Origin of the sequence: Pantoea sp. Mb-10 (genome assembly GCF_021272205.1) — a bacterium.
In the GTDB taxonomy this organism is placed as follows: domain Bacteria; phylum Pseudomonadota; class Gammaproteobacteria; order Enterobacterales; family Enterobacteriaceae; genus Pantoea.
The window spans coordinates 112,773-136,307 of the sequence record NZ_JAJSDX010000001.1; the positions used below are offsets into that span (position 1 = coordinate 112,773).

23 protein-coding genes and 2 tRNA genes are annotated in these 23,535 nt (G+C 54.1%); 12 read left to right on the forward strand and 13 right to left on the reverse strand.

Translation table 11 applies throughout. The features are described 5' to 3' along the window. Window position 1: 1 nt before the first annotated feature. The 3 genes from agp to LU196_RS00595 form a co-directional block, all read right to left on the reverse strand. Window positions 2–1,600 (reverse strand): bifunctional glucose-1-phosphatase/inositol phosphatase, encoded by a 1,599-nt coding sequence (agp, locus tag LU196_RS00585; protein WP_232757801.1) that lies wholly within the window; start codon window positions 1,598–1,600, stop codon window positions 2–4. 256 nt (window positions 1,601–1,856) lie between these two features. Then, window positions 1,857–1,944 (reverse strand) — tRNA-Ser (locus LU196_RS00590). A gap of 35 nt (window positions 1,945–1,979) precedes the next feature. Further along, window positions 1,980–2,067 (reverse strand) — tRNA-Ser (locus LU196_RS00595). A gap of 226 nt (window positions 2,068–2,293) precedes the next feature. Between LU196_RS00595 and yccA the strand changes: the two genes are divergently transcribed. Together yccA and LU196_RS00605 are read left to right on the forward strand one after the other, a co-directional pair. Further along, window positions 2,294–2,950, forward strand: a complete 657-nt coding sequence (gene yccA / locus LU196_RS00600; protein WP_232758247.1) for an FtsH protease modulator YccA — start codon at window positions 2,294–2,296, stop codon at window positions 2,948–2,950. Between the two features lie 92 nt (window positions 2,951–3,042). Then, on the forward strand, window positions 3,043–3,369 hold the full coding sequence (locus tag LU196_RS00605) for a TusE/DsrC/DsvC family sulfur relay protein (protein ID WP_232757802.1): 327 nt from the start codon (window positions 3,043–3,045) through the stop codon (window positions 3,367–3,369). Here the strand turns inward: LU196_RS00605 and yccX are convergent, their stop codons facing one another. Beyond that, window positions 3,370–3,648 (reverse strand): acylphosphatase, encoded by a 279-nt coding sequence (gene yccX, locus LU196_RS00610; protein WP_232757803.1) that lies wholly within the window; start codon window positions 3,646–3,648, stop codon window positions 3,370–3,372. Between the two features lie 81 nt (window positions 3,649–3,729). Between yccX and rlmI the strand changes: the two genes are divergently transcribed. Together rlmI and hspQ are read left to right on the forward strand one after the other, a co-directional pair. Further along, on the forward strand, window positions 3,730–4,920 hold the full coding sequence (rlmI, locus tag LU196_RS00615) for a 23S rRNA (cytosine(1962)-C(5))-methyltransferase RlmI (protein ID WP_232757804.1): 1,191 nt from the start codon (window positions 3,730–3,732) through the stop codon (window positions 4,918–4,920). Between the two features lie 59 nt (window positions 4,921–4,979). Continuing rightward, entirely contained in the window at window positions 4,980–5,297 is a 318-nt protein-coding gene (hspQ, locus tag LU196_RS00620) for a heat shock protein HspQ (RefSeq protein ID WP_232757805.1), read from the forward strand. A gap of 42 nt (window positions 5,298–5,339) precedes the next feature. Here the strand turns inward: hspQ and LU196_RS00625 are convergent, their stop codons facing one another. Next, complete coding sequence (locus LU196_RS00625; protein ID WP_232757806.1) at window positions 5,340–5,762, reverse strand: CoA-binding protein; 423 nt, start codon at window positions 5,760–5,762, stop codon at window positions 5,340–5,342. A 172-nt stretch (window positions 5,763–5,934) separates the two neighbouring features. Between LU196_RS00625 and LU196_RS00630 the strand changes: the two genes are divergently transcribed. Together LU196_RS00630 and LU196_RS00635 are read left to right on the forward strand one after the other, a co-directional pair. Then, on the forward strand, window positions 5,935–6,561 hold the full coding sequence (locus LU196_RS00630; protein ID WP_232757807.1) for a DUF2057 family protein: 627 nt from the start codon (window positions 5,935–5,937) through the stop codon (window positions 6,559–6,561). 57 nt (window positions 6,562–6,618) lie between these two features. Further along, a complete protein-coding gene (locus LU196_RS00635; RefSeq protein ID WP_232757808.1) occupies window positions 6,619–7,080 on the forward strand; it encodes a methylglyoxal synthase in 462 nt (153 codons plus the stop codon). 3 nt (window positions 7,081–7,083) lie between these two features. Here LU196_RS00635 and helD read toward each other — a convergent pair whose 3' ends face one another. After that, window positions 7,084–9,138 (reverse strand): DNA helicase IV, encoded by a 2,055-nt coding sequence (gene helD / locus LU196_RS00640; protein ID WP_232757809.1) that lies wholly within the window; start codon window positions 9,136–9,138, stop codon window positions 7,084–7,086. Window positions 9,139–9,260: 122 nt separating this feature from the next. Between helD and LU196_RS00645 the strand changes: the two genes are divergently transcribed. Together LU196_RS00645 and yccS are read left to right on the forward strand one after the other, a co-directional pair. Further along, window positions 9,261–9,704: a YccF domain-containing protein gene (locus LU196_RS00645; protein ID WP_232757810.1), complete on the forward strand. Its 444-nt coding sequence runs from the start codon at window positions 9,261–9,263 to the stop codon at window positions 9,702–9,704. 11 nt (window positions 9,705–9,715) lie between these two features. Continuing rightward, the gene (yccS, locus tag LU196_RS00650) at window positions 9,716–11,851 is read left to right on the forward strand and encodes a YccS family putative transporter (protein WP_370640953.1); all 2,136 of its coding nucleotides are present in this window, start codon (window positions 9,716–9,718) and stop codon (window positions 11,849–11,851) included. On the opposite strand, the gene LU196_RS00655 is transcribed toward yccS, so the two are convergent. Next, window positions 11,848–12,474 (reverse strand): TfoX/Sxy family DNA transformation protein, encoded by a 627-nt coding sequence (locus tag LU196_RS00655; RefSeq protein ID WP_232757812.1) that lies wholly within the window; start codon window positions 12,472–12,474, stop codon window positions 11,848–11,850. The genes yccS and LU196_RS00655 overlap by 4 nt on opposite strands. 222 nt (window positions 12,475–12,696) lie before the next feature. Here LU196_RS00655 and sulA point away from each other — a divergent pair, with 222 nt between their 5' ends. Both sulA and ompA read left to right on the forward strand, forming a co-directional pair. Beyond that, entirely contained in the window at window positions 12,697–13,188 is a 492-nt protein-coding gene (gene sulA, locus LU196_RS00660; RefSeq protein ID WP_232757813.1) for an SOS-induced cell division inhibitor SulA, read from the forward strand. Window positions 13,189–13,540: 352 nt separating this feature from the next. Beyond that, complete coding sequence (gene ompA, locus LU196_RS00665; RefSeq protein WP_232757814.1) at window positions 13,541–14,611, forward strand: porin OmpA; 1,071 nt, start codon at window positions 13,541–13,543, stop codon at window positions 14,609–14,611. A gap of 61 nt (window positions 14,612–14,672) precedes the next feature. Here ompA and matP read toward each other — a convergent pair whose 3' ends face one another. After that, window positions 14,673–15,140 carry a macrodomain Ter protein MatP gene (gene matP / locus LU196_RS00670; protein ID WP_232757815.1) on the reverse strand — a complete coding sequence of 156 codons (468 nt, stop codon included), beginning with the start codon at window positions 15,138–15,140 and terminating at the stop codon, window positions 14,673–14,675. 53 nt (window positions 15,141–15,193) lie between these two features. On the opposite strand from matP, the gene LU196_RS00675 reads away from it, so the two are divergent. After that, window positions 15,194–17,056 carry a Lon protease family protein gene (locus LU196_RS00675; RefSeq protein ID WP_232757816.1) on the forward strand — a complete coding sequence of 621 codons (1,863 nt, stop codon included), beginning with the start codon at window positions 15,194–15,196 and terminating at the stop codon, window positions 17,054–17,056. Between the two features lie 67 nt (window positions 17,057–17,123). Further along, window positions 17,124–17,642: a bifunctional 3-hydroxydecanoyl-ACP dehydratase/trans-2-decenoyl-ACP isomerase gene (fabA, locus tag LU196_RS00680; protein ID WP_232757817.1), complete on the forward strand. Its 519-nt coding sequence runs from the start codon at window positions 17,124–17,126 to the stop codon at window positions 17,640–17,642. A gap of 66 nt (window positions 17,643–17,708) precedes the next feature. Here the strand turns inward: fabA and rmf are convergent, their stop codons facing one another. The 5 genes from rmf to LU196_RS00705 form a co-directional block, all read right to left on the reverse strand. Further along, a complete protein-coding gene (gene rmf, locus LU196_RS00685; RefSeq protein WP_013508548.1) occupies window positions 17,709–17,876 on the reverse strand; it encodes a ribosome modulation factor in 168 nt (55 codons plus the stop codon). Window positions 17,877–18,143: 267 nt separating this feature from the next. Continuing rightward, entirely contained in the window at window positions 18,144–18,707 is a 564-nt protein-coding gene (gene pqiC, locus LU196_RS00690) for a membrane integrity-associated transporter subunit PqiC (protein WP_232757818.1), read from the reverse strand. Next, window positions 18,704–20,347, reverse strand: a complete 1,644-nt coding sequence (pqiB, locus tag LU196_RS00695) for an intermembrane transport protein PqiB (RefSeq protein ID WP_232757819.1) — start codon at window positions 20,345–20,347, stop codon at window positions 18,704–18,706. Before pqiB ends, pqiC begins: the two co-directional genes overlap by 4 nt. Then, window positions 20,319–21,602: a membrane integrity-associated transporter subunit PqiA gene (pqiA, locus tag LU196_RS00700; protein WP_232757820.1), complete on the reverse strand. Its 1,284-nt coding sequence runs from the start codon at window positions 21,600–21,602 to the stop codon at window positions 20,319–20,321. Before pqiA ends, pqiB begins: the two co-directional genes overlap by 29 nt. Before the next feature lie 15 nt (window positions 21,603–21,617). Then, window positions 21,618–23,531: an ABC transporter ATP-binding protein gene (locus tag LU196_RS00705; protein ID WP_232757821.1), complete on the reverse strand. Its 1,914-nt coding sequence runs from the start codon at window positions 23,529–23,531 to the stop codon at window positions 21,618–21,620. Window positions 23,532–23,535 lie beyond the last annotated feature (4 nt).

Consider the following 23,535-nt stretch of genomic DNA (forward strand, 5'->3'; position numbering starts at 1 on the left):
ATCACTGCCCTTGGGGCGCAGCCTGGGCAGGCTTTGCCGTCTCATCTTGCGGTTTGGCTGGCGCGCTGTCGGCCTGTGCTTTTTGCGCTTGCGCAGCATCAGCTTTGGCTTTCTCTTCAGCGGCTTTATGCGCCGTGGCTTTTTCCGCCTGCGCTTTTTCAGCAGCGGCCTTCTGCTTGGCATCAGCCCCGTTGTCCGGTGCTGGCTTCGCGGTCGCCGCTTTCTCTTCGGCCTTGTTATCCGCTGCTGGGGTTTTAGCAGCATCGGCCGCAGCAGGCGCGGACTCACTCTGGGTATCACCCGCGTTGTCAGTCGCGGCCGGTGCCGGTGCCGGTGCGGCAGGCTGCATTGGCGTGCCCTGCAGCGCGGCATTCAGTGCGGCAGAGAACTGATCCCAGCTGCAATAGCCATTGGCGTCGGCCTCACACCCAGCCAGCTGAAGCGTGACGCGCTTGGGCGGGTTGTTCAGGCTTAATACGTCGGCGTTACGCAACTGTTCCGCTGTCTGGTAGACATACTCCACTTTAAGCAGGTCTTTGTTGTTTTTCGCATCGTGCCAACGCTCAAACACCACTTGGCCACCAATCGGCGTTTTTTCATCGTTACCCGGCAGCTCATACGGTTTTACCTGCAAGGCACTCAGCAGCGACGCGATATTGGAGTCGTGTCCAACCATCAACGTGACTTTTGGCGCACTGGCTTTATCTTCGTTAATAAGCTGGCTGCGGATGTAATCGACCAGCGGCGCGGCCACTTCACGCGCGATCACTGGAGAACCGAACAGCGCATCCTGATAACCATTTTTAATGGCAGCCAGCTCTTTCCACTGCTCTGGCGTTTTGATCTGGCCCCATGCGACCTGATCGGCTGGGAATCCCTGGTAGTATTGCAGAGTGAACGCATCCACCAGTGAATTGCCTACCTTCAGCGGGCCGCTGACGTTTGGCTCTTTGCCATTCTCCGCGCTAAAGACGTTCTCACCGCTGCTGAGGTCACACTGCTTTTTACCGTTACAGGCCGGTGACGACTTGTAATCAATGATCTTTTCCAGCCGCTGCAGCGCGGGTTTCAACGCCAGTTTTTCATTGGACGCCGTCATTGCAGCCAGCGCTTTTTTGTTGAAGTCGTCGCTGCCGTCAGTAATGGCCGGATTGAAGATAGGATCCATGGTGCCCATGGCATCCTGATGCGTCACAGCGATATCGCAACCGGGGAAGGCGCCGGCCACAAAATATTGCGCGGTGGCAACGGTACGCTGCAGGCTGTTGGCGTAAACAAAGATAGTGCTGCTGTCAGGGCAACTGCCGTTTTGCACCAATCCCTGCTGCGCGAGCCACTGACGCGTGTAGTTTCCCATGTACACCTCAAGCACGCCGCCTTTGGTGGTTAATTCACCACCAGCCACGTCCCATTGAGGCCAACTTTTCTTCGTGGATTGCTCCAGCACGCTGCCATTATTCGCCAGCGGCGCACGCAGATTGTGACGACTCAACATCAATACCTGCTGTAACTGCATATCCCCATCCGCGGCGTAGGCGGACATTCCCATTGGGAGCGCAGCGATAACTGACAATGCGCAAAGACTCAGTTTCTTGATCATTGTGCTTATTCCATAGTTCATCAGTGAAACACTCTGGCTTTCAAACGATTAGCATAGCGAGGAGCATAGTGGCAGACAGTGTAACCCAGCTTGCATCAGAAAATCGCCAGATGTTTACAAAAACAGTGAATCGACTATAGCAGTAAACGCATCGATCGGCGGTGTCGATAGAAAGATTAAAAACCAGGCGGGTGCGTGAGCAGGCGTGACCGATTAAAAATGCAAAAAGCCCGCATTGCTGCGGGCTTCTTTAATGTGGCGGAGGAAGAGAGATTCGAACTCTCGGATGGTTGCCCATCGACGGTTTTCAAGACCGTTGCCTTAAGCCACTCGGCCATCCCTCCGGAAATCATATTGTCATATCACTCTGCAAGAGTGATGGCGGAGGAGGAGAGATTCGAACTCTCGGATGGTTGCCCATCGACGGTTTTCAAGACCGTTGCCTTAAGCCACTCGGCCACCCCTCCGCAATGAGGCGCACTATAAACATCCCCCTGAGCGATGTAAAGAAGGGAATGAACCGTTCGCCTGAAAAACAGCCAAAAGCTGATTTTTTGCCGTTGAAATCGCCATTCTGCTCAACGAAACAGCATGTTATCGCGTAAAGATGGGTAAAACGCCTTGGTCGTTTTCTCTGCGTTGCGTATTCTGCGCCCATTATTGGTGTTTTTATCTTTCTATCAGGAGCAAATGATGGACAGAATTATTCGCGCATCACAGCAGCAATCACTGATCAGCACCCACAAAGTGCTGCGTAATACCTATTTCTTACTGGGGCTGACCCTCGCATTTTCGGCAGTAACCGCAACGCTCAGCACCGTCTTCGCCCTGCCGTCGCCCGGTTTCATCTTAATGTTGGTCGGTTTTTACGGTCTGATGTTTTTGACCTATCGCCTGGCCAATAGCCCGGCTGGCATCCTCGCTGCCTTTGCCTTTACCGGCTTCCTCGGTTACTGCCTGGGACCGATTCTGAATTCGTTTCTGACGGCGGGCATGGGTGACGTTATTGCGATGGCGTTAGGAGGGACGGCACTGGTGTTCTTCTGCTGTTCAGCGTACGTCCTTACCACGCGCCGCGATATGTCCTTCCTCGGCGGTATGATGATGGCAGGTTTTGTTGTGCTGCTGGTCGCGGTGATTGCAAATATTTTCCTGCAACTGCCTGCCCTGCATCTGGCCATCAGCGCGCTGTTTATCCTGTTCTCTGCCGGCGCGATTTTGTGGGAAACCAGTAATATTATTCACGGCGGTGAAACTAACTACATACGCGCGACCGTAAGCCTGTATGTTTCGCTGTATAACATCTTTGTTAGCCTGCTCAGCCTGTTGGGCTTTGCAAATAAAGAGTAACGTTTAACCGCGTGTAAAACCTCGCTTCGGCGGGGTTTTGTTTTTTGCGGTGAAGGAAATTACAATGGCACCTCATTTTATGAGGAGGCAGTGTGAATTTTGCCGGTAAAGAGATAGCCACCGACGCGGAAGGCTATTTGAAAAGTAGCGCAGACTGGAGCCCTGAGCTGGCCACGGTCATTGCCGATCGGGAAGGCATCCCTATGAGCGATGCGCACTGGGAGGTCGTGAATTTTGTGCGGGCGTTCTACCAAGAATTTAACACTTCCCCGGCGGTGCGCATGCTGGTTAAAGCGATGGCACAGAAATACGGGGAAGAGAAAGGCAATAGCCGCTATTTATTTCGCCTGTTCCCGGATGGACCGGCAAAGCAAGCAACGAAAATTGCCGGCCTGCCAAAACCGGCCAAGTGTTTGTAATTAGCCCGTAGTGAAATCCGTGGGGGGCTGCGCAATCTGGTGCGGCTCCACCAGCACTTTTTTTACCTGCGCGCTGCGAGGACCTCCCTGCTCAAACCACGCGATCAACGCCTTTACCTGCTCATCATCACCGACCGCCAACACTTCCACACTGCCATCCTGAAGATTATGCGCATAGCCGCGGATACCCAGTGATTTGGCCTGTGTCTGGGTATGATAGCGAAAGCCCACCCCCTGAACGACGCCGTGCACCCAAATTTTGTAGCATGTTGTCGCCATAGCAATTCCCCCTTGCGCGTTGCAATTTTCCGCCATCCACCGGAGAATGACGCCTCATTTTTTTAGGTAAGCATAGCAAACATGACCGTTCGATTGATTCTCGCCAAGGGACGCGAAAAATCCCTGCTTCGCCGCCATCCTTGGGTATTTTCAGGTGCCGTTGCGCGTATGGAGGGCAAAGCCCAGTCTGGTGAAACCGTGGATGTGTGTGACAGCAGCGGTAAATGGCTGGCACGCGCCGCTTTCTCGCCGCAGTCACAAATTCGGGCGCGCGTGTGGTCCTGGCAGGAAGACGAGTCGATCGACATTGCATTCTTTGTGCGCGGCCTGCAAAAAGCGCAGCAGTGGCGCGACTGGCTGGCAAAACGCGACGGCCTCAACAGTTATCGCCTGATTGCAGGTGAATCCGATGGCATGCCGGGCGTAACCATTGACCGCTTTGGTGATTTTCTGGTGCTTCAGCTGCTGTCTGCTGGCGCTGAGTATCAGCGTCCTGCCCTGATTTCAGCGTTGCAGCAGTGCTATCCCACCTGCGCCATCTACGACCGTTCTGATGTCGCGGTGCGTAAAAAGGAAGGACTTGAGCTTACGCAGGGCCCCGTTATGGGCGAGCTTCCTCCCGCGCTGCTGCCCATTACCGAGCACGGCATGAAACTCCTGGTTGATATTCAGGGTGGCCATAAAACGGGCTATTACCTTGATCAGCGCGACAGCCGTTTTGCAACCCGCCGCTATGCCGAAAACGCACGCGTCTTAAACTGTTTTTCCTATACCGGTGGCTTTGCAGTCGCCGCGCTGATGGGCGGCTGCCAGGAAGTGATCAGCGTGGACACGTCACAAGAAGCGCTGGATATCGCCAAACAGAACGTTGAGTTGAACAAGCTTGATGTTAGCCGCGCGCAATTTGTACGCGACGATGTGTTCAAACTGCTGAGACGCTATCGCGACAGCGGTGAGAAATTTGATCTCATCGTGATGGATCCGCCCAAGTTTGTTGAAAACAAAAATCAGCTGATGGGTGCCTGCCGCGGCTATAAAGATATCAATATGTTGGCAATGCAACTGCTTAACCCCGGCGGCATCTTGCTCACGTTCTCCTGCTCTGGACTGATGGCGACAGATTTATTCCAGAAGATTATCGCCGACGCCGCCCTTGATGCGGGTCGTGATGTACAATTTATAGAGCAGTTCCGCCAGGCAGCCGACCACCCAGTGGTGGCCAGCTATCCCGAAGGGCTTTATCTTAAGGGGTTTGCCTGCCGCGTTCTGTGACTTGAAAACCTTCTTTCTGCCTCCATATTGTTGGCAGAGTAAAGTTTTGGGAGGTCACAATGATTGCCAGTAAATTTGGAATTGGACAGCAGGTCCGTCACCGTCTCTCCGGGGTGCTGGGCGTTATCGTGGATGTCGATCCGGAGTATTCATTGGACGAACCCGAGATGGATGAGGTTGCGGCAGCAGAATCGCTGCGTGCCGCACCCTGGTACCATGTGGTGATGGAAGATGAAGAAGGTGAACAGGTTCATACCTATATCGCTGAAATTCAGCTAGCCGGTGAAACGACCATAGAGCATCCCGAACAACCGTCGATGGATGAACTGGCCGCTTCGATTCGTGAGCAACTGCAGGCGCCGCGTCTCCGGCATTAATGCCTCTTATCCGCATAACGGCGACGCTCGCGTCGCCGTTTTTTATTGTTGCACAGGCGGAATGCCCAATCGCGGAATCTCAATTTTGGGGCAGCGATCCATTACTACCGTTAAGCCTGCCTCGCCAGCCAGAACTGCCGCCTGTTCGTTGATCACGCCGAGCTGAAGCCAGAGCACTTTTGCCCCTACCGCGATTGCCTCTTGGGCTACGCCCCACGCCGCTTCCGCGTTACGAAAAACGTCAACCATATCAATCTTTCCCGGTATTTCCTGCAGCGAGGCGTAGACCGTTTGCCCCAATAGCTGCTGCCCCGCCAGTTTCGGGCTCACCGGAATCACCTCATAACCCTGATCCAGTAAAAACTTCATTACCCCATAGCTGGGGCGCTGAGCGCGGTCGCTGGCGCCCACCAGCGCAATGCGTTTGGTATCGGTCAACACGTCACGAAGCAGATCGTCATTCATCGTATTCTCCTTATATCTGCGTTTCAGTGTAGATAAGCTGGACCTGAATACTGCCTGCGCCAACGCGAAATGTTTGCGCTGGGGCACGATTAAATATGTTAAATTGTAAATTAAGTGCCATAATGTAAGAATTTGCTACACACAATTCTGTGAGCCCACGCTGGGAGAGGAAATGAAGCGGATTTACGCTGTTACGGGTTTACTCGTATTGCTCGTATCGGCTACGTGTCAGGCGATTAGCCTTAGGCTCGATTCCGACATCGATATTTTGGTGCTGGATGGACACAAAATGTCTGGTTCTCTTCTTAAAGGGGCTGACAGCCTCGAACTTGATCGCGGCCAACATCAGCTCCTTTTTCGCGTGCACGATACCTCCGCTAACGCGCCGCCTTTCACGTCTGGCCCAATGATTGTCACATTTAGCGCCGACGCGCGTACGGTGGCTGTTCGCCTACCCGCACTTACCCATCCACATGAGCGTATCGCTTTTGAAAAAGGGCTGACTTTTACCATGGTGGATGAACGGGGGAATGAAATTGCGAGTCGTCGCGACCGGTTAGCGCTGACAAACAGCGCGGATGCGGAGCAAGCCATGCTTCGCTATAACCGCACGGCCCAGGCGGCCTCCGTGCCCGGCTTTGCGCTGCGTGCACCCGCTGCACCCAGCAGCGAAATGAATGTGGATTTTGCCTGGCAGGAGGCGGCTGATCTACCCTCTTTACAGCGCTGGTTCCAGCGCTTTGATGCCGCGACCCGTTTGCGCTTTCTTAGCTGGATGAAAACGTTACGCGCCAGTTGATAGCGGAGAAATCACAGAGGTAAACTCATGCCTGATCCCCTTTTATCAGGACACCTCATGGAGCAGACTCTTCGTACCCTTCCGGTGCAAAAACATATCGCCCTTGTAGCCCACGATCACTGTAAATCCTCTCTGCTGGAATGGGTTAACAATAATCAGGCTGCGCTACAGCCTCATGTCCTTTATGCCACTGGCACTACCGGCAATTTAATTACTCGTCACAGTAATCTTGATGTGAACGCCATGCTAAGCGGCCCGCTGGGCGGCGACCAGCAGGTAGGCGCGCTAATTTCTGAAGGCAAAATTGATGTGCTGTTTTTCTTTTGGGATCCGCTCAATGCCGTGCCACACGATCCGGATGTTAAAGCACTGCTGCGCCTCGCCACCGTCTGGAACATTCCGGTTGCCACCAACCGTGCAAGCGCGGACTTCATCATTCAGTCACCGCTCTTTTCGCAACAGGTGGCGATCCAGATCCCCGATTACCCTCGCTATCTTGCTCAACGGCTCAACGCATAAGCGTTAAGGCTTACGACTTTGCGGCACGCCCAGCTCGCGTAATGATTCGACAAACGTCGAGGGCTGGGTCTTATCAAACAGCAGCCACACCTGCTGTCGCGCACGCGTCATCGCCACGTAGGCCAGCCGCCGCTCTTCTGCATCCGGGAAATCCTCCGGCTGAGGCAGTAATCCCTCCTCAATAATGGATTCACGCGCCTGCGCCGGAAATCCATCTCGACCTTCATGTAACCCGCAGATAATCACATAATCTGCCTGCTGGCCTTTACTGGCATGAATCGTCATAAAATCCAGCTGCAGCGTTGGCCATCGCGTTCGGGCCTTATCCAATAGACTTGGACGTAAATGGTGATAGCGCGCCAGAATCAGTATCCGCTCATCTGCTGCAGCATAGCCGCTGAGCTTATCCAACAGCGGCTCAAGCTGATCCTCAGGCAAGAGGACGATGGACTTTTTATTGCCTTTGCTAAGGCTATTAAGCGGCTTACGCAACTGGTGTGGATTTTGCTGAATGAAGCGGTTGGCAATGTCACCGATACGATCGTTAAAACGATAGGTGGTATCTAAAACGCAGCGATCGCCATCGCCAAAATAGTGATGAAACGCGGTGGTTAGGCTCATCTCAGCACCGCTGAAGCGGTAAATCGCCTGCCAGTCATCGCCTACGGCAAACAGGCTGGTACGGGCATTCTGCTGACGTAACGCCGAAAGCAACGCGGCGCGCTGGGGCGAAATGTCCTGAAACTCATCCACCAAAATATGCTTCCATGGGCTAATGAAACGGCCCTTTTCGAGCACGGCGATGGCTTGATGAATCAGGCCGGAAAAGTCGACGGCGCCCTCATCTTTAAGGGCGCTTTTCCACGCTTTAAGCAGCGGGGCCATCAGTTTGATCCGTTTACTGAAGCGCTCACGTAAGGCGTCTGGCGCATCTTGAATCATTGCGGCTTGCGCGCCGCCGTGCATGCGCATCAGGCTAACCCAGCGCTCAAGACGCGGCGCGAGCCGCTGAGCAAGGCGCTCATCTTGCCAGAACGGTCCCTCTGCAATCTCCCACGCTAACTCCTCCTGCAGCCACTGCCGCCAGCCACTTGCCTGCGCTTTTTTACTGGCACACTGCTCACGCCACGCCTCAATGAGCAGCTGGCGGCGGGCGACGCTATCCCCCTCAAGCTTGCTGACAATCGGCTGTTTTTTACTGCCTTCACGAATGATGTGCAGCGCCAGCGCATGAAAGGTGCGCGCCTGCATGTCGCGCGCATTGAGCCGTGATTGAAGGCGGTCGTTCATCTCCTCTGCCGCCTGACGACCAAATGCCAGCAGCAGGATCTGTTCGGGTTCAGCCAATTTGCGTTGTAACAACCAACCGGCGCGGGCCACCAATACCGATGTTTTACCGCTACCTGCCCCAGCCAGTACCAACAGCGCATCTTCGCCATTCACCACTGCTTCGCACTGAGAGCGATTCAGTGGCGTGGTTTCCACCGTGTTGAAAAAATTGGCGTTACTCTCCAGCACGCTGTTTGTCCAGGCGCGATTGCGCTGACGAACGGCCTGTTCCCCTTGCGCCAGCCATTGCTGACAGAATTGCCAGCATTCGCGGCAGTTATCGAATGATTCGATTCGCGCCAGCGGTAAAGGCAGAGCAGAAAACTGGCGCGTAATGCGTGCTTTAATCTCGGCTAGCTCGCTGCGCTTTAACCAGCGATCCTGCTCAACAATGTGCAGAATATCCTGCTTAAGCGCGCTGAGAACCTCTGCGCTGATCGCGCTCATTTCCTCGCTCCATTGCAGCCAGGCCTGCTGCAACGCGTGGAAAAATCGCTGGGTCTCCTGCCACTCCGTGCCGTGCAGGCGAACGACTTTTTCCTCGGGCAGCACAAATTCCAGCTCGCCCCAGACTAATCCTCGCTTGCAGGCGATACTGATTAACTGGTTAAACGGAATCAAATACTCATGGCGGTCGCCGCTGACTTCCACGCCCGCAGCCAGTAAGCGCACCCGATTGTAAGGATGCTGGGCCAGACGTTTGCCCATTGATGTTGCTTTTAATTCCATGTCCGCATCGCCATCTGCCCGTTAATTATCGCGCAGTTTACCTGCGAGACCCTTGGCGCTCCAGCCTTAAAACACGCTAAAATGGCGACTCATATTGCGGATTGCAAAAGGAAAATCGCGTTATGCGCACCGTGTTGAATATTCTTAATTTTGTCCTTGGCGGCGTCTTTACTACGCTCAGCTGGCTGTTTGCCACCCTCGTCAGTATTGTGTTGATTTTCACCTTGCCGTTGACGCGCTCCTGCTGGGAGATCGCCAAACTTTCGCTGATCCCCTTCGGCAACGAAGCGGTGCACGTCGATGTGCTGTATCCGGAGCGTAAAAACGCGGTAATGAATGCAGGTGGCACGTTCTTAAATGTGTTTTGGCTGATCTTTTTCGGTTGGTGGCTCTGCTTGATGCACATCTCCGCGGGCATCGTACAGTGCCTGACGGTCATCGGCATTCCTGTAGGGATTGCTAACTTTAAGATTGCTGCCATCGCCCTGTGGCCAGTGGGCCGTCGCGTGGTGTCCGTTGAAGAGGCACAAGCGGCAAGAGAGGCGAATGCTCGCCGTCGATTCTAAGGCAGATGCCCATGAGGCTTAACGTAATGGCAGAGTGGCGGCGTTACCTGTTCAACAACAGTTTGCGCTATTTACTGCGGATCTTCTTCGCGCTCGCAGGGTGCGCGGCCGTGCCGTGGTGGGTAAGTCAGATAGAGTGGACCATTCCCCTCACCTTGGGCGTGGTGGCTGCCGCGCTGGCCGATCTCGACGACCGCTGGACAGGGCGCCTTCGCAACCTGTTGATTACGCTTATCTGCTTTTGCGTCGCCTCGGTTTCGGTCGAACTGCTTTTTCCGCATCCGTGGGCCTTTGCGCTGGGGCTGGCGCTCTCCAGCTGGGGATTCATTTTGTTGGGGGCGCTGGGCCAACGTTATGCCACCATCGCCTTTGGCGCCTTGCTAATCGCCGTTTATACCATGCTGGGCATCGGTTTGTTCCCACAATGGTGGATGCAGCCCGTTCTACTGCTGATTGGTGCCCTTTGGTATAACTTGCTGACCTTTATTGGCCATTTGATGTTTCCGGTACGACCGGTGCAGGAGCAGCTTGCCGCCAGTTTCTCCCAGCTTTCACGCTATCTGGAAGCGAAGGCCAACCTGTTTGATCCCGATGCAGGCAATCAGGACGACGCGGCGTTTGTTGCTGCGGCAATGGTGAATAGCCAGCTGGTCGCGCAGCTCAACCTCACCAAAAGTACGATTCAAAGCCGTCTGCGCGGCGATCGTGGCTCGCGCAGTACGCGTCGCAGCCTACATTACTATTTTGTGGCACAGGATATTCACGAGCGCGCCAGCTCCTCTCACCTGCAATATCACCTGTTGCGCGATAACTGGCGTTACAACGAAATTCTGTTTCGCTTTCAGCGCCTGCTGAATATGCAGGCACAGGCGTGTCGAGAACTGGCTGAAAGCATTCTATTGCGGCAAACCTGGCATCACAGTAACGCGTTTAATCGTACTTTTTCACGACTGGAGAGCGCGCTTGAGCGGTTAAAACAGCAGTCACCGCAGGATGAACACCTGCGCCCACTGTTTTGGCTGCTGCGCAATCTTCGGGCGATTGACGGCCAGCTGAGTTCGATTGAATCCGATCGGGGTTTAGCTGACTCGCCTCTCTCGGCAGACGATGACTTATCGCGTGAAGGCCTCAGCGGTTGGACGGATATCCGCTTGCGGCTGAGCCGGCATCTTACGCCGCAATCTGCTCTATTCCGCCATGCGATGCGGATGACGCTGGTGCTGTGCGTCGGGTATGCCTTTATACAAATCACGGGTGTCCAACGCGGTTATTGGATATTGCTCACCAGCCTCTTTGTTTGCCAGCCTAACTACAGCGCCACTCGCCGACGACTGGCATTGCGCATTGGCGGAACGCTAGCCGGCATAGCCATAGGTTTACCCGTGCTTTGGCTGGTTCCATCGATTGAAGGGCAGCTCATTTTAATTGTGCTGAGCGGCGTGCTGTTTTTTGCGTTCCGCCAGATCCAGTACGCGCAGGCAACGCTGTTTATTACCCTTCTGGTGCTGCTGTGCTTTAACCTGCTGGGTGAAGGCTTCGACATTGCGATTCCCCGCGTCGTGGACACCCTGTTGGGCTGTGGCCTGGCATGGTTGGCAGTGGCGTTCGTCTATCCTGACTGGCGCTATCGTAAGATGAGCGTGGTCGTCGATCGTGCGTTAGAGGCTAACTGCCGCTATCTGGATGCGATTATGGAGCAGTATCATCAGGGCAAAGATAATCGTCTGGCTTATCGCGTAGCGCGACGTGATGCGCATAATGCCGATGCAGAGCTGGCCTCGGTGGTTTCGAATATGAGCAGTGAGCGCAAAATGAAGCAGCCGTTGCGCGAAACGGCTTTCCGGCTACTCTGTTTAAATCACTCGTTCTTGAGCTATATCTCTGCTCTCGGTGCGCACCGTGAACGCTTGTCCGATAGCCAACTGCTTGCGTTACTCGATGACTCAGTCTGTTTCGTAGAGGATGTCCTTCAGATTGAATGCGTTTCCGAAGAGGAAGCGCTTGCCATGCAGCAATCACTGGCGCAGCGATTGAGCGCGCTCAAAAGCAGTACAGAAAATCAGGCGCCCTTGGTCTTGCAGCAGCTAAGTTTACTTATTGCACTGCTGCCCGAAATTGCGCGCCTGCGTCGTACGCTACCTCATTAATGCCGACGCTCCGCCGCATAACGCTGGCGGAGCGTATTTTCATACCACGCCCGAAGTTCAGCGCGAATGGCCGGAGACAATGCCGCTTCATGGTGTCCGGTAATCGCCCCTTCTAACGCCAATAACGTCTTAAACCCGATATTATTGTTAACCTCATACAATCTCAGCCAGCTTTGTCTGGAACCCAAATCGATCAGTAATCTGACAGAACAAATCCCGACATGATGGAGCATCATCTCTATTCGTAGGCTCAAATTGGCCAAGTCTTTAATGCGCATTGAGACAAGTCTGTCCTCAACTTCCTGTTTTGCCGCCGCAAGTGAACAGGCCGAGAGCCGCAACAATTGTTCGCGATCTTCCCAAAGCTGCGTATCGACTTTGAAGTAGTTGAGCTGCACCGGAACCCCACGTTTGCGATAGATCAGGGGTTCAAGTTTACGCGTGGCGTTATAGTGCTGAATCGCTTCACATGCCCGCAGGTAAAGAACATTGTCGTTAATATACGCAAACGTTATTTTTTCTACGGTCAGGGCATAACCGCCAAACTGAGTACGAGATTCGATCTTACCTAACTCGGCTAATTCAACTTTTGACTGTTCAACAACGGTATTTTTGCTCTTCATGACATCTCCAACTAAGAGTCCATCCTAAGGAAATTTCCTATAAAAAGTGTGGATATTCATCCGTTTAGAAGATAAAAAAAATGCATTAGCTATTCAATTAATAAAATGCCTCAGGAGCGATCTTGTTGCGTTTTTGAGAGCTGTTTTCCGAAATTGAGGTTGATCTTTACGCACGACCGCAGTACTGTACATCCATACAGTTCATTGCTGAGTGATTAAAAAATGCGTATTCAACTTCCTGGTCTTGCCGATCGTGCTACCCGTTTTGCTTCAACTGGATTAGCACAACCTGCCGTAGGTGGAATCACTGAACTGCGTTACAACGAGCAACCCGGTATCATGCCACTGCTGCTGCTACCTGTTTTGCAAAAACTGAGTGAGCAATCGCGCTGGCAACTCTGGCTCACCCCCGCACACAAGCTAAACCGCAATTGGATGCAGCAGGTTGGGTTGCCGCTGGAAAAAAGCATGCATATTACGGAATCAGAACGCTTCACCACGGTTCAAAGCATGGTAAAAGCGCTCCGTACAGGAAATTACAGCGTGGTTTTGGCGTGGATTCCCTATGAACTCAGTGGTGAAGAACGGCGTGAATTGGAAATGGCGGCGGAACAAGGTGAGTCGCTGGGCTTGATTATGCGTCCTCAATCTTCTGAGCAGGCCCTCTCAGGACAACGCAAAACGACAAAAATTCCCCCGGATTTGTTTCATTAAGTAAAAAAGCGGAATTTTCTCAGGTTAATTTTTATGAAACTTGCGCCTAAGCTACTGATTCTTTTCCCGCCAGCTTTGACAAGGGGTTAGGCGTTTTTTCTCCCTTCGACACCAATAAATTTGCCATGTTATTTGTTAAAATGTGTGTATAAATCGCTGTTTTTTTGCTGCCCGGCCTAACATCATACTTGTAACTTTCCAATCTCGTTGTAGACTTTATCTCGCCAGGGTGCTCAATAACCTCCGTTTTTTTGCGGTAGAGTCATAAGCGAGCAGTAAGACCCGGCGAAGGATTACAACCAAGAGCAACCTTTTTGCTCATTGCCTATTTGGATGATAACGAGGCGCAAAAATGAAAAAGACAGCTATCGCAATTGCAGTGGCACTGGCTGGCTTCGCTACCGTAGCGCAGGCCGCACCTAAAGATAACACCTGGTACACCGGTGCTAAACTGGGCTGGTCTCAGTATCATGATACTGGATACTACGGTCACGGTTACGAGAACAACAACGGTCCAACTCACGAATCACAGCTGGGTGCGGGTGCCTTCATGGGCTACCAGGCTAACCCATACCTGGGCTTCGAGCTGGGCTATGACTGGCTGGGTCGTATGCCTAACAAAGGCACTGTGACCAACGGCGCATTCAAAGCACAAGGCGTTCAGCTGGCTGCTAAACTGAGCTACCCAATCAATGACGATCTGGACGTATACACCCGTCTGGGCGGCATGGTATGGCGTGCAGATGCAACTCAGACCAACCCAACCACTGGCCGCATCAGCGACCACGACACCGGCGTTTCTCCGCTGGCTGCTGTTGGTGTTGAATACGCACTGACCAAAAACTGGGCAACCCGTCTGGACTACCAGTGGGTTAACAACATCGGTGATGCACAGACCGTTGGCGCACGTCCAGACAACGGCATGCTGAGCGTGGGTGTTTCTTACCGCTTCGGTCAGGATGAAGCAGCAGCACCTGTTGTTGCTCCAGCACCTGCTCCAGCACCCGTTGTTGAAACCAAGCGTTTCACGCTGAAATCAGACGTACTGTTCACCTTCAACAAGGCAACTCTGAAGCCAGAAGGTCAGCAGGCACTGGATCAGCTGTACAGCCAGCTGAGCTCAATGGATCCGAAAGACGGTTCTGTTGTCGTACTGGGCTTCACCGATCGCATCGGTTCAGAGCAGTACAACCAGAAGCTGTCTGAGAAACGTGCGCAGTCTGTTGTAGACTACCTGGTTTCTAAAGGCATCCCTTCTAACAAGATCTCTGCACGTGGCATGGGTGAATCTAACCCAGTTACTGGCAACACCTGTGACAGCGTGAAAGGCCGTAACGCCCTGATCGACTGCCTGGCGCCAGACCGTCGCGTAGAAATCGACGTTAAAGGCATCAAAGACGTTGTAACTCAGCCACAGGCTTAAGTTATCGCGTAAAAAAACCCCGCTTCGGCGGGGTTTTTTGTTTTACGTCGTTGGAGAACAATTACTCGCCGTCAGCCTCTTTGCCGCCAAGGATAGCCTGTAAATCCTGCTTTAGCGTGGACATCTGCGAGGCGTATTTCTCTTTGCGTTCAGCATCCTCAATCAACTGCACCACCGTTTCAGACAACGTATTGCCGCGACGCTGCGCTAACCCGGCTAACCGCTGCCAAACCAGATACTCCAAATCAATGGATTTTTTTCGCGTGTGCTGATGTTCAGCATTGAAATGGCGTTTACGGCGCGCGCGGATAGTCTGCTTAAGGCGATTTTCTAACGCCGGATGGATATGCTCATCTATCCACTCGTTAACAGTGATGGGATTGTTCTCCATCGCCAGCAATAAATTAACCGCCGCCTGCGCAGCGCTCAGCTCAAGATGACGGGTGATTAACTCCCCTTCCCGATGCTTTTTCACCAGGTATTTCCACTTCCATCCGCTTTCAAGATTTTCGAGTTGCTGGTATTTCATCGGAATCTCATCATGATCACGTAACGAGCTAAGAATAACAGCTTTTTTCCCGGATGCAGCAACGAAAAACATGTTGTGAACATCACAGTTCGCGCCAGAACTCTGCCGTGATTAACCCTGCTAATTCCTGTATAATCGCGCTTTTCCTGAATCTGACTAATGCGAATATTTTGACCAACACTCAAATTACGTGGCAAACCCTGCAGCCGGATAGCGCGCGCTACCACTCCATTTTTTCAAGCCTCTCCCTGGAAGATAGCGATAGCCTCGCCGCGGTTCAGCCGCGTCTGCTGAATGCATTGGCGCATTTACATCATCAAACCCTCGGCCTTCCGCTGCTGCTGTTACGCAGCCAGGAAAACCGTGACTACCTGAGCTGTATTGCCGAAGCGGCCGAGCGCTTTCAGCCGGACGAGCCCGTACTGCACGGTGGTGATTATCTCATCATGGGCGATAGCGTCAGTCTACAGCCCGCCAGCAATCCAGCCCGCCCGTTCACGAGCCAAGGAGGCGTGCATTTTGCCGACTGGATAGAGCCTGAGCAGCTGTTTGGCTGCGTGCGGCAGTATAAGGATCGCATACAACCGGAACCCGGGCTGATCCACCGCGCTAATGGGGGAACGTTGATCCTCGCCGTTACCCCGCTGCTGGCCCAACCGCTGATGTGGCTACGCCTGCGTAAATGCCTTGAGCTGGGTCGCTTTGACTGGTACTCCCAGGATGAGCGCCAGCCGTTGCCGGTGGCGATACCGGCTCTGCCGTTGACGCTTCGGCTAGTGCTGTGCGGTGAGCGCGACGCGCTGGCGAGTTTCCAGGAGATGGACGCTGAAGTGCACGAGATGGCGTTGTACAGCGAGTTTGAAGAGAATTTGCAGATCAACGATGAAGATGACATCACAAATTGGTGCCAGTGGACACTCGCTCAGGCAGAAAAAGCCGAGCTCACCGCACCGGATGCGGATTTTTGGCCGCTGTTGATTAACGAAGCGGTCAGAATGACCGGCGATCAGGAAACGTTGCCGCTTTGCCCGCGCTGGCTCCGTCGTCAGCTACAGGAAGCTGCGCTGCACGGCGATAGCCTGAATGCGGTGGCGCTTAAAGATGCGCTGGAGGCCCGCGAATGGCGTGAAAGCTATCTCGCAGAGCGGATGCGCGATGAGATCTTACTTGATCAAATCATGATTGAGACCGATGGCGAGCGCGTTGGCCAAATTAACGGCCTGTCTGTCGTGGAATTTCCCGGCCATCCGCGTCCATGGGGCGAACCGTCACGTATTACCTGCGTGGTGCATCCGGGCGACGGTGAATTTAACGACGTGGAGCGCAAAGCCGAGCTGGGCGGGAATATTCATGCCAAAGGCATGATGATTATGCAGGCGTATTTGATTGCTGAACTCGAGCTGGATCAACAGCTGCCCTTCTCCGCCTCGGTGGTATTTGAGCAATCTTATTCAGAAGTCGACGGCGACAGCGCCTCGCTGGCCGAGCTCTGTGCCTTGATCAGTGCGTTGGCAAATCAACCACTTAGTCAGCAAATTGCCGTCACGGGCTCGGTTGATCAGTTTGGCAACGTGCAACCCGTGGGAGGCCTGAATGAAAAAATTGAAGGCTTCTTCCACATTTGCAACGCACGCGAACTCACCGGCAAACAGGGTGTTATTCTGCCTGCCAGTAACGTGCGCCATCTGAGCCTGAGCCAGGAAGTGGTAGAGGCGGTGAAAGCAGAGCAATTCCATCTCTGGGCTATCGAAAGCGTTGAAGATGCGCTGCCGTTGCTCACCGGCATGGCCTGGAACAGCGAGAACGGCGAGTCGCTGATAAACCTGATACAGGAACGTATTACCCAATTTAATCAGCCTGAAGTGCGTCAGCGCCCTTGGCCGTTGCGCTGGATGAACTGGTTTAACCACCGCTGATTGCATTGCCCAGCGTACAACTGTTCGCTAATATTCGGGCTTCACTAAAAGAAGGCATATTAAGAACATGGTAGATAAACGCGAATCCTATAGCAAAGAAGACCTGATTGCCTCAGGCCGCGGCGAACTGTTTGGTGAGAATGGACCACCGCTTCCGTCCGATAACATGTTGATGATGGACCGCGTGGTCATGATGACCGAAGACGGCGGCAAGTTCGACAAAGGTTTTGTGGAAGCTGAACTGGATATCCGTCCCGACTTGTGGTTCTTTGACTGCCACTTCAAAGGCGATCCTGTTATGCCGGGCTGCCTCGGTCTGGATGCTATGTGGCAGCTGGTTGGCTTCTATCTCGGCTGGCTGGGTGCAGAAGGCAAAGGCCGCGCATTGGGCGTGGGCGAAGTCAAATTCACGGGTCAGGTACTGCCTTCCGCGAAGAAAGTCACCTATAAAATCCATTTCAAGCGCGTCATCAACCGTAAGCTGGTGATGGGCGTTGCAGATGGCGAAGTATTCGTTGACGGAAATTTGATCTATACCGCGACGGATTTGAAAGTCGGTTTGTTCAAAGATACCAGCGCGTTCTAAGTTTCCAACGAAAACCTCCGCACGCAGCGGAGGTTTTTTCCCTTTCGATATAGACATTCGACGGTGCTATGCCACTGCCGACCTGTCCTCCATGGCTTGTCGCCAACCTCCCAACCAGTGAGACCGGGCATCGATCATTTGATATGGGCATATCTCTTTAGAGCGGCCGGTAATTCCCGCTTGATAGCCCCGAGAATGTGCTCGTTCCAGGCGGTCTCGTTTCTGTCTCTTCATACCTCGTTTCCCTCATTTCAGGTCTGGTGGAATCTGGTGGAAAGATAGAGTGGCGAATTAATGTTCAACCACAGTAATGTTCTAACGCTGGTTGAATGAAAGGTCAATGCGCAATATTCACGCCAATGTCATCTTTTTGCCGTTAAAATGACATCTATTTTTGTAAAAAATCCGTCTATCTCTCTGAATTTCAGATAAAAAAAGCCCCTGATTTGAACCCCGTCACGCGACGGCAAATCAGGGACTTAGCGCAGCTTCAACTTTTTCTTAATTTAGCGAAGCCACACTATTTGCCATCTGCTGTGCGGCCTGCTGCCATCCCTGCGCCAGTGCACGCACCATTGCGTCATACCCATCTTCGGTCTGCGGAACTGTCACATCGAAACCCTGCTTAATAAAGCGGCCCTGATGGTCTAACAGCCACTCACCGCTGATGACCACTTTCCCATCATAGCGCCCCTGGAAGCCGCTCACCGTCACGGACAGCGTATCGTGCAGCTCAGCAGGCGTGTTGCTGGCCACCAGCCTGCCCGGCAGCGCTTTGCTCAGGTTTGTCACCAGCGTCTGCTTGAGTTGCTGATCCAGCGGACTGGCCCACAGATTGTTTGCCGCAATCACATACTTTACGTCGCTGGTTTGATACACCAGCCCATTGCCGGCAAGGTAATCCGGCACGGTGACCTGCTCCACCCACAGCATCGGCGGGTTGCCCGACGCCGAACTGCTTATTTGGGCGGAATTGCCTGCAGGCAGTTGGTAATAGGTCGTCTCAATGGTGCTACTGCAGCCTGCCATCAGCAGGATCGCGCCGATAATCAGTGCTTTTTTCACTGTTTCGCCCTCTTTGGCTGTGGATCTTCGCCGGGCTTCGCTTCAAACACCAGCGCATTGCTTTTACCGTTGATGGTTTTCAGCACCGGCTGCAGCTCACGCAGCACTTGGTCGAGACGCTGCATGTCGCCTACCAGCTTGTTATAGGCTGGCGAGCCAGGCTGGAGACCTTTCATACTGCGATTAAGTTCGCGCAGCGTCTGTTGCATATCCGCAGGCAAGGTTTTCATCGCCGGACTGCCGGTGATTTGATTGAGGTTATCCAGCGTTTTTTGTAGCTGCTGTAGCGTGCGCTGGCTCTCTTTTAACGTGCCTGTGGCTTGCGTAATCATCGGATTAAGCGGCAGCGCGTTGATCTTATCCAGTGCCGCAGTAAGTTTCTGCTGAATCTGGCTCAGACCGCCGCTGGTTGTAGGGATAACCTCAAGTCCGGCCACCTCGTTCGGTCCTTTATAGGCCGGAACGTTATCGTAGAAGTCGAGGTCAACGTAGAGCGCGCCTGACAGCAGGTTACCGGTTTTCAACGTCGCTCGCAGGCCACGTTTCTTGCCCTCTTGCAGATGCTGCTCAAGATTGAAATCGCCACCCAAGCGGCTAACAAAGCGATCGGGTTCAATGCGGATCAGGACCGGTACGCGATAATCGGTGTTCAATGCCTGGTCCATGCCCGGAATGGTATAAGGCACCTGCGATACCGTGCCCAGGCGGATGCCGCGGAATTCAACCGGCGCACCCACTTGCAGACCGCGAATCGAATCGCTGAAGAACAGCAGGAAATCGGTGTGCGCGGTGTACAGCGAATCCTGAATACTGCGCTGGTCGTCAAACAGGTGATATTCCGCTTTGTTCTGCGCAACCTGACCTAGCTCGGCGCCGTCCGGTACGTCAAAACTCACGCCGCCGCTGAACAGCGTAGTCAGTGAGCCCATTTCTACGCGCATGCCCGAGGCTGACATATCCACCGCAATACCGCTGTCTTTCCAGAAGCGCACGTTGGTGGTCACCAAACGATCGTAGGGAGCGGAGATGAACAGTTGATAGGTCATCATACGTTTTTCGGTATCGAAGGCGCTGGTTTCCACCGTGCCCACGCGATACCCCCGGAACAGAACCGGATCGCCCGCGTTAAGCTGCCCGGCTTTTTTGCTGTCCAGCGTAATACGGATACCTTTCGCATCCGGCGGTGCCAGCGGAGGCGCATCCAGCAGCTGATACTGTTCTGGCATCTCCCCTTTTTCGCCGGGCTGCAGTTCGATATACGCACCGGAAAGCAGCGTGCCTAATCCGGTAATGCCTTCCCGCCCAACCTGCGGTTTCACCACCCAAAACACACTGTCTTTGTGCAGCAGTTTTTCCATACCCGCATTCAGGCGCGCTTTGATTTCGACGTGGTGCAGATCGTCAGTTAATACCGCGCTCTCCACCACGCCGACATTCACGCTGCGACTCTTGATCGCCGTTTTGCCGGCTTCAATCCCCTCAGCGCTTTCGGTAATCAGCGTTACCTCTGGCCCTTGATGACTGAAATGATAAAAAAGAATCCAGCCGCCAATGAGTAGCGTCACAATAGGTACGATCCAGACTGGCGACCAGCGTTTTATCTGGTCGACATTAGCAGTCCCGTGATGGTTGTCCGTCAAAACGCGGCTCCTCAGATGCAGTTTCCTTTTGTCGATCCCAGATCAACCGCGGATCAAACGTCATTGCCGCAAACATGGTCAGAATCACCACTAATGCAAACAACAGCGCACCCGGCGCGGGATAAACACTCATTAGCCGCCCCATGCGCACCAGCGCAGAGAGGACGGCGATCACAAACACATCGATCATTGACCAGCGGCCAACAAATTCGACAACTTCATACACCACATGCATGCGTTCGCCATCAAAGCGCCCGCGACCGCTGGCATGCCAGCACAGCCAGCCAATGGCCAGCATTTTGAGCGATGGCACCATGATGCTGGCGATAAAAATCACCAGGGCCACGGGCCAGGAACCGTCTCCCCACAGCAGGATCACCCCCGACATAATGTTCGAGGGATAGGCGGACCCCAGGGTTTCCGTCACCATGATCGGTAAAATATTTGAAGGCACGTAGAGAAGTAGCGAGGTCAGCAGCAGGGACAATGTCCATTGCAGGCTGTGCCTGCGTCGCGCCTGCGCCTTCACGCCACAGCGCGGACATGACGCCTGGTGCGCCGGCAGAATGGCCGTACAGCACGGGCAACTGCGCAGCCCCTGCTTCAATCCGCTGATACCCGCTTTGGGCTGCTGCGGCAAGGCGGGCAGCGCGTCAATGCGCTGCCACAGCCAACGTTTGTCCACGCATTGAAAGGCGCGAAGCTGCAACAAGCAGAACAGGCACCACGGCCAAAAGCTGGTGCCCAAGCCAATTTCACCGTAGGCCATGAGCTTAACGAAGCTCACCAGCACACCCGCCATAAAGATCTCAGCCATGCCCCAGCTGCGCAGATGAAAGAGGATGCGCGCCAGGCCCTGCCGCACACTGTGCGGCAGGCGGACCGGGTTAACCAGCAAGAGGATAATCACCATCGCGCACGCAGGAATGGCCTGCACAAACAGCAAAAACAGCGTGGCCAGACTGCGGTAATCCTCACTGACCATCACCTGCGGGATGTCCGTTAGGGCGATTTGACTGCTCAAGCCCGCAACGTGCATGCTGATGAAAGGAAAGAGATTCGCCAGCACCAGCATAAACAGCGCCGCGCAGGCGTAGCCCGTAGGCCGCCTGCGCGGCTCATGCCAGTTGGCCGTGAGTGTCGTGTGGCAGCGCGGGCAGCGCGCACGGCTGCCGACCGGAATAGCTGGCAGCTTTACTGTTAAATCACACTGTGGACACAAGATCCACTGATGCGCCTGTTCCGCTGCACACATACTCACTCCCAGGGATTACCCACCGTTTTTCAGTGCTTCCAGCTCTTCCCAGCGCGCGAAAGCCACCTCAAGCGCCTGTTCAGCGTCGGCTAACGCGTCCAGCACCGGCTGCGTTTCGCTATGCGGCTGACTGAAAAAGTCAGGATGGCTCATCTTGGCCTGCAGCTCACCGATACGTGTTTCCAGCTGCTCCAACTTTTGCGGCAACTGTTCAAGCTCACGCGTTAGGTTATAGCTTAATTTGCTCGCGCTGCGCTTGGTGGCGTCGCTTTTTTCCGCACTTTTCGCAGGCGCGGTGGAAGTCTTCACCGATGCCGATTGCGTTTGCTTCCAGGCCGCGCGCTGCTGCTGTGCATCGTGATAGCCACCCACAAAGGCGCCGATGTTACCGTTACCGTCAAAAATCCAGCATTCGGTCACGGTATTATCAACAAATTGACGATCGTGGCTGACCAGTAAAACCGTGCCTTGATAGCCATCCACTAACTCCTCAAGCAGCTCGAGGGTTTCGACATCCAGGTCATTGGTTGGCTCATCAAGAATCAGTAAGTTGCTGGGTTTCAAAAACAGCCGCGCCAGCAGCAGACGGTTACGCTCGCCGCCCGACAGCGCGCGCACCGGCGTCATGGCGCGTTTGGGATGGAACAAGAAATCCTGCAGATAGCCCAGCACGTGGCGCGGCTTACCGTTGACCAGCACTTCCTGCTTACCTTCGGCCAGGTTGTCCATTACGGTGCGATCCGGATCGAGCTCGGCGCGGTGCTGATCGAAGTAAGCGATCTCCAGTTTGGTGCCGCAGTGCACGCGGCCGCTGTCAGCCTTGAGCTGCTCCAGCATCAGGCGCAGCAGCGTGGTTTTACCGCAGCCGTTGGGGCCGATAAGGGCGATTTTATCGCCGCGCTGCACTTGGGCGGAAAAATCGCGCACCAGCGTTTTGCCACCCACGCTGTAGTTCACGTTTTCCAGCTCAAACACAATTTTACCGGATCGCGCCGCTTCACCGACCTGCATATTGGCTTTGCCCATCACATCACGGCGCTCGGAACGCTCCCGGCGCAGCGCTTTGAGCGCACGCACGCGGCCCTCATTACGGGTGCGGCGCGCTTTGATGCCCTGACGAATCCACACCTCTTCCTGCGCCAGTTTGCGATCGAACTCAGCGTTCTGCATCTCTTCTACGCGTAGCGCTTCCTCTTTACCCAACAGGAACTGATCGTAGTCGCCCGGCCAGGACACCAGCTTGCCGCGATCGAGGTCGACAATGCGCGTCGCCATATTGCGAATAAATGAGCGGTCATGGGAAATAAACACGATGCTGCCGGTAAAGGTTTTCAGGAACGTTTCCAGCCAGTCGATGGTTTCGATATCGAGGTGGTTGGTCGGCTCATCCAGCATCAATACGCGCGGATTGCTCACTAACGCGCGACCCAGCGCCGCTTTGCGCAGCCAGCCGCCGGAAAGCGAAGAGAGCTCGGTGTCCGGCTGCAGGCCAATCTGCTGCAGCACATCATTAATACGGCTATCCAGCTGCCACAGATTCTGATGATCCAGGATCGCCTGCAGGCGTCCCATTTCATTAAGGTTCTTCTCGCTGGGATCCTCCATGACCACATGCGAGATAGCATGGTAGGCCTTGAGGTGCTCAGCCTGTTCCGCCACGCCTTCGGCCACAAAGTCATAGACGGAACCGGTGATGTTACGCGGCGGGTCTTGCTGCAGGCGTGACACCACCAAATCCTGCTCATAAATGATGCGGCCATCATCCAGCGGCTGCTCGCCGTTGATGATTTTCATCAGCGTGGATTTACCGGCGCCGTTACGGCCAACCAGACAGACGCGCTCGCCCTCTTCGATGTGAAGCTCGGTGTTATCCAACAGCGGCGCATCGCTGAATGAGAGGTAAGCGCCATGGATACTGATCAGTGACATAAAC

Coding starts and splice junctions, on each gene's coding strand:
- agp (WP_232757801.1), bottom strand. CDS start 1,600: ATGATCAAGAAACTGAGTCTTTGCGCATTGTCAGTTATCGCTGCGCTC.
- yccA (WP_232758247.1), top strand. CDS start 2,294: ATGGACAGAATTATTCGCGCATCACAGCAGCAATCACTGATCAGCACC.
- yccX (WP_232757803.1), bottom strand. CDS start 3,648: ATGGCGACAACATGCTACAAAATTTGGGTGCACGGCGTCGTTCAGGGG.
- rlmI (WP_232757804.1), top strand. CDS start 3,730: ATGACCGTTCGATTGATTCTCGCCAAGGGACGCGAAAAATCCCTGCTT.
- hspQ (WP_232757805.1), top strand. CDS start 4,980: ATGATTGCCAGTAAATTTGGAATTGGACAGCAGGTCCGTCACCGTCTC.
- LU196_RS00625 (WP_232757806.1), bottom strand. CDS start 5,762: ATGAATGACGATCTGCTTCGTGACGTGTTGACCGATACCAAACGCATT.
- LU196_RS00630 (WP_232757807.1), top strand. CDS start 5,935: ATGAAGCGGATTTACGCTGTTACGGGTTTACTCGTATTGCTCGTATCG.
- LU196_RS00635 (WP_232757808.1), top strand. CDS start 6,619: ATGGAGCAGACTCTTCGTACCCTTCCGGTGCAAAAACATATCGCCCTT.
- helD (WP_232757809.1), bottom strand. CDS start 9,138: ATGGAATTAAAAGCAACATCAATGGGCAAACGTCTGGCCCAGCATCCT.
- LU196_RS00645 (WP_232757810.1), top strand. CDS start 9,261: ATGCGCACCGTGTTGAATATTCTTAATTTTGTCCTTGGCGGCGTCTTT.
- yccS (WP_370640953.1), top strand. CDS start 9,716: ATGAGGCTTAACGTAATGGCAGAGTGGCGGCGTTACCTGTTCAACAAC.
- LU196_RS00655 (WP_232757812.1), bottom strand. CDS start 12,474: ATGAAGAGCAAAAATACCGTTGTTGAACAGTCAAAAGTTGAATTAGCC.
- sulA (WP_232757813.1), top strand. CDS start 12,697: ATGCGTATTCAACTTCCTGGTCTTGCCGATCGTGCTACCCGTTTTGCT.
- ompA (WP_232757814.1), top strand. CDS start 13,541: ATGAAAAAGACAGCTATCGCAATTGCAGTGGCACTGGCTGGCTTCGCT.
- matP (WP_232757815.1), bottom strand. CDS start 15,140: ATGAAATACCAGCAACTCGAAAATCTTGAAAGCGGATGGAAGTGGAAA.
- LU196_RS00675 (WP_232757816.1), top strand. CDS start 15,194: ATGCAGCAACGAAAAACATGTTGTGAACATCACAGTTCGCGCCAGAAC.
- fabA (WP_232757817.1), top strand. CDS start 17,124: ATGGTAGATAAACGCGAATCCTATAGCAAAGAAGACCTGATTGCCTCA.
- rmf (WP_013508548.1), bottom strand. CDS start 17,876: ATGAAGAGACAGAAACGAGACCGCCTGGAACGAGCACATTCTCGGGGC.
- pqiA (WP_232757820.1), bottom strand. CDS start 21,602: ATGTGTGCAGCGGAACAGGCGCATCAGTGGATCTTGTGTCCACAGTGT.
- LU196_RS00705 (WP_232757821.1), bottom strand. CDS start 23,531: ATGTCACTGATCAGTATCCATGGCGCTTACCTCTCATTCAGCGATGCG.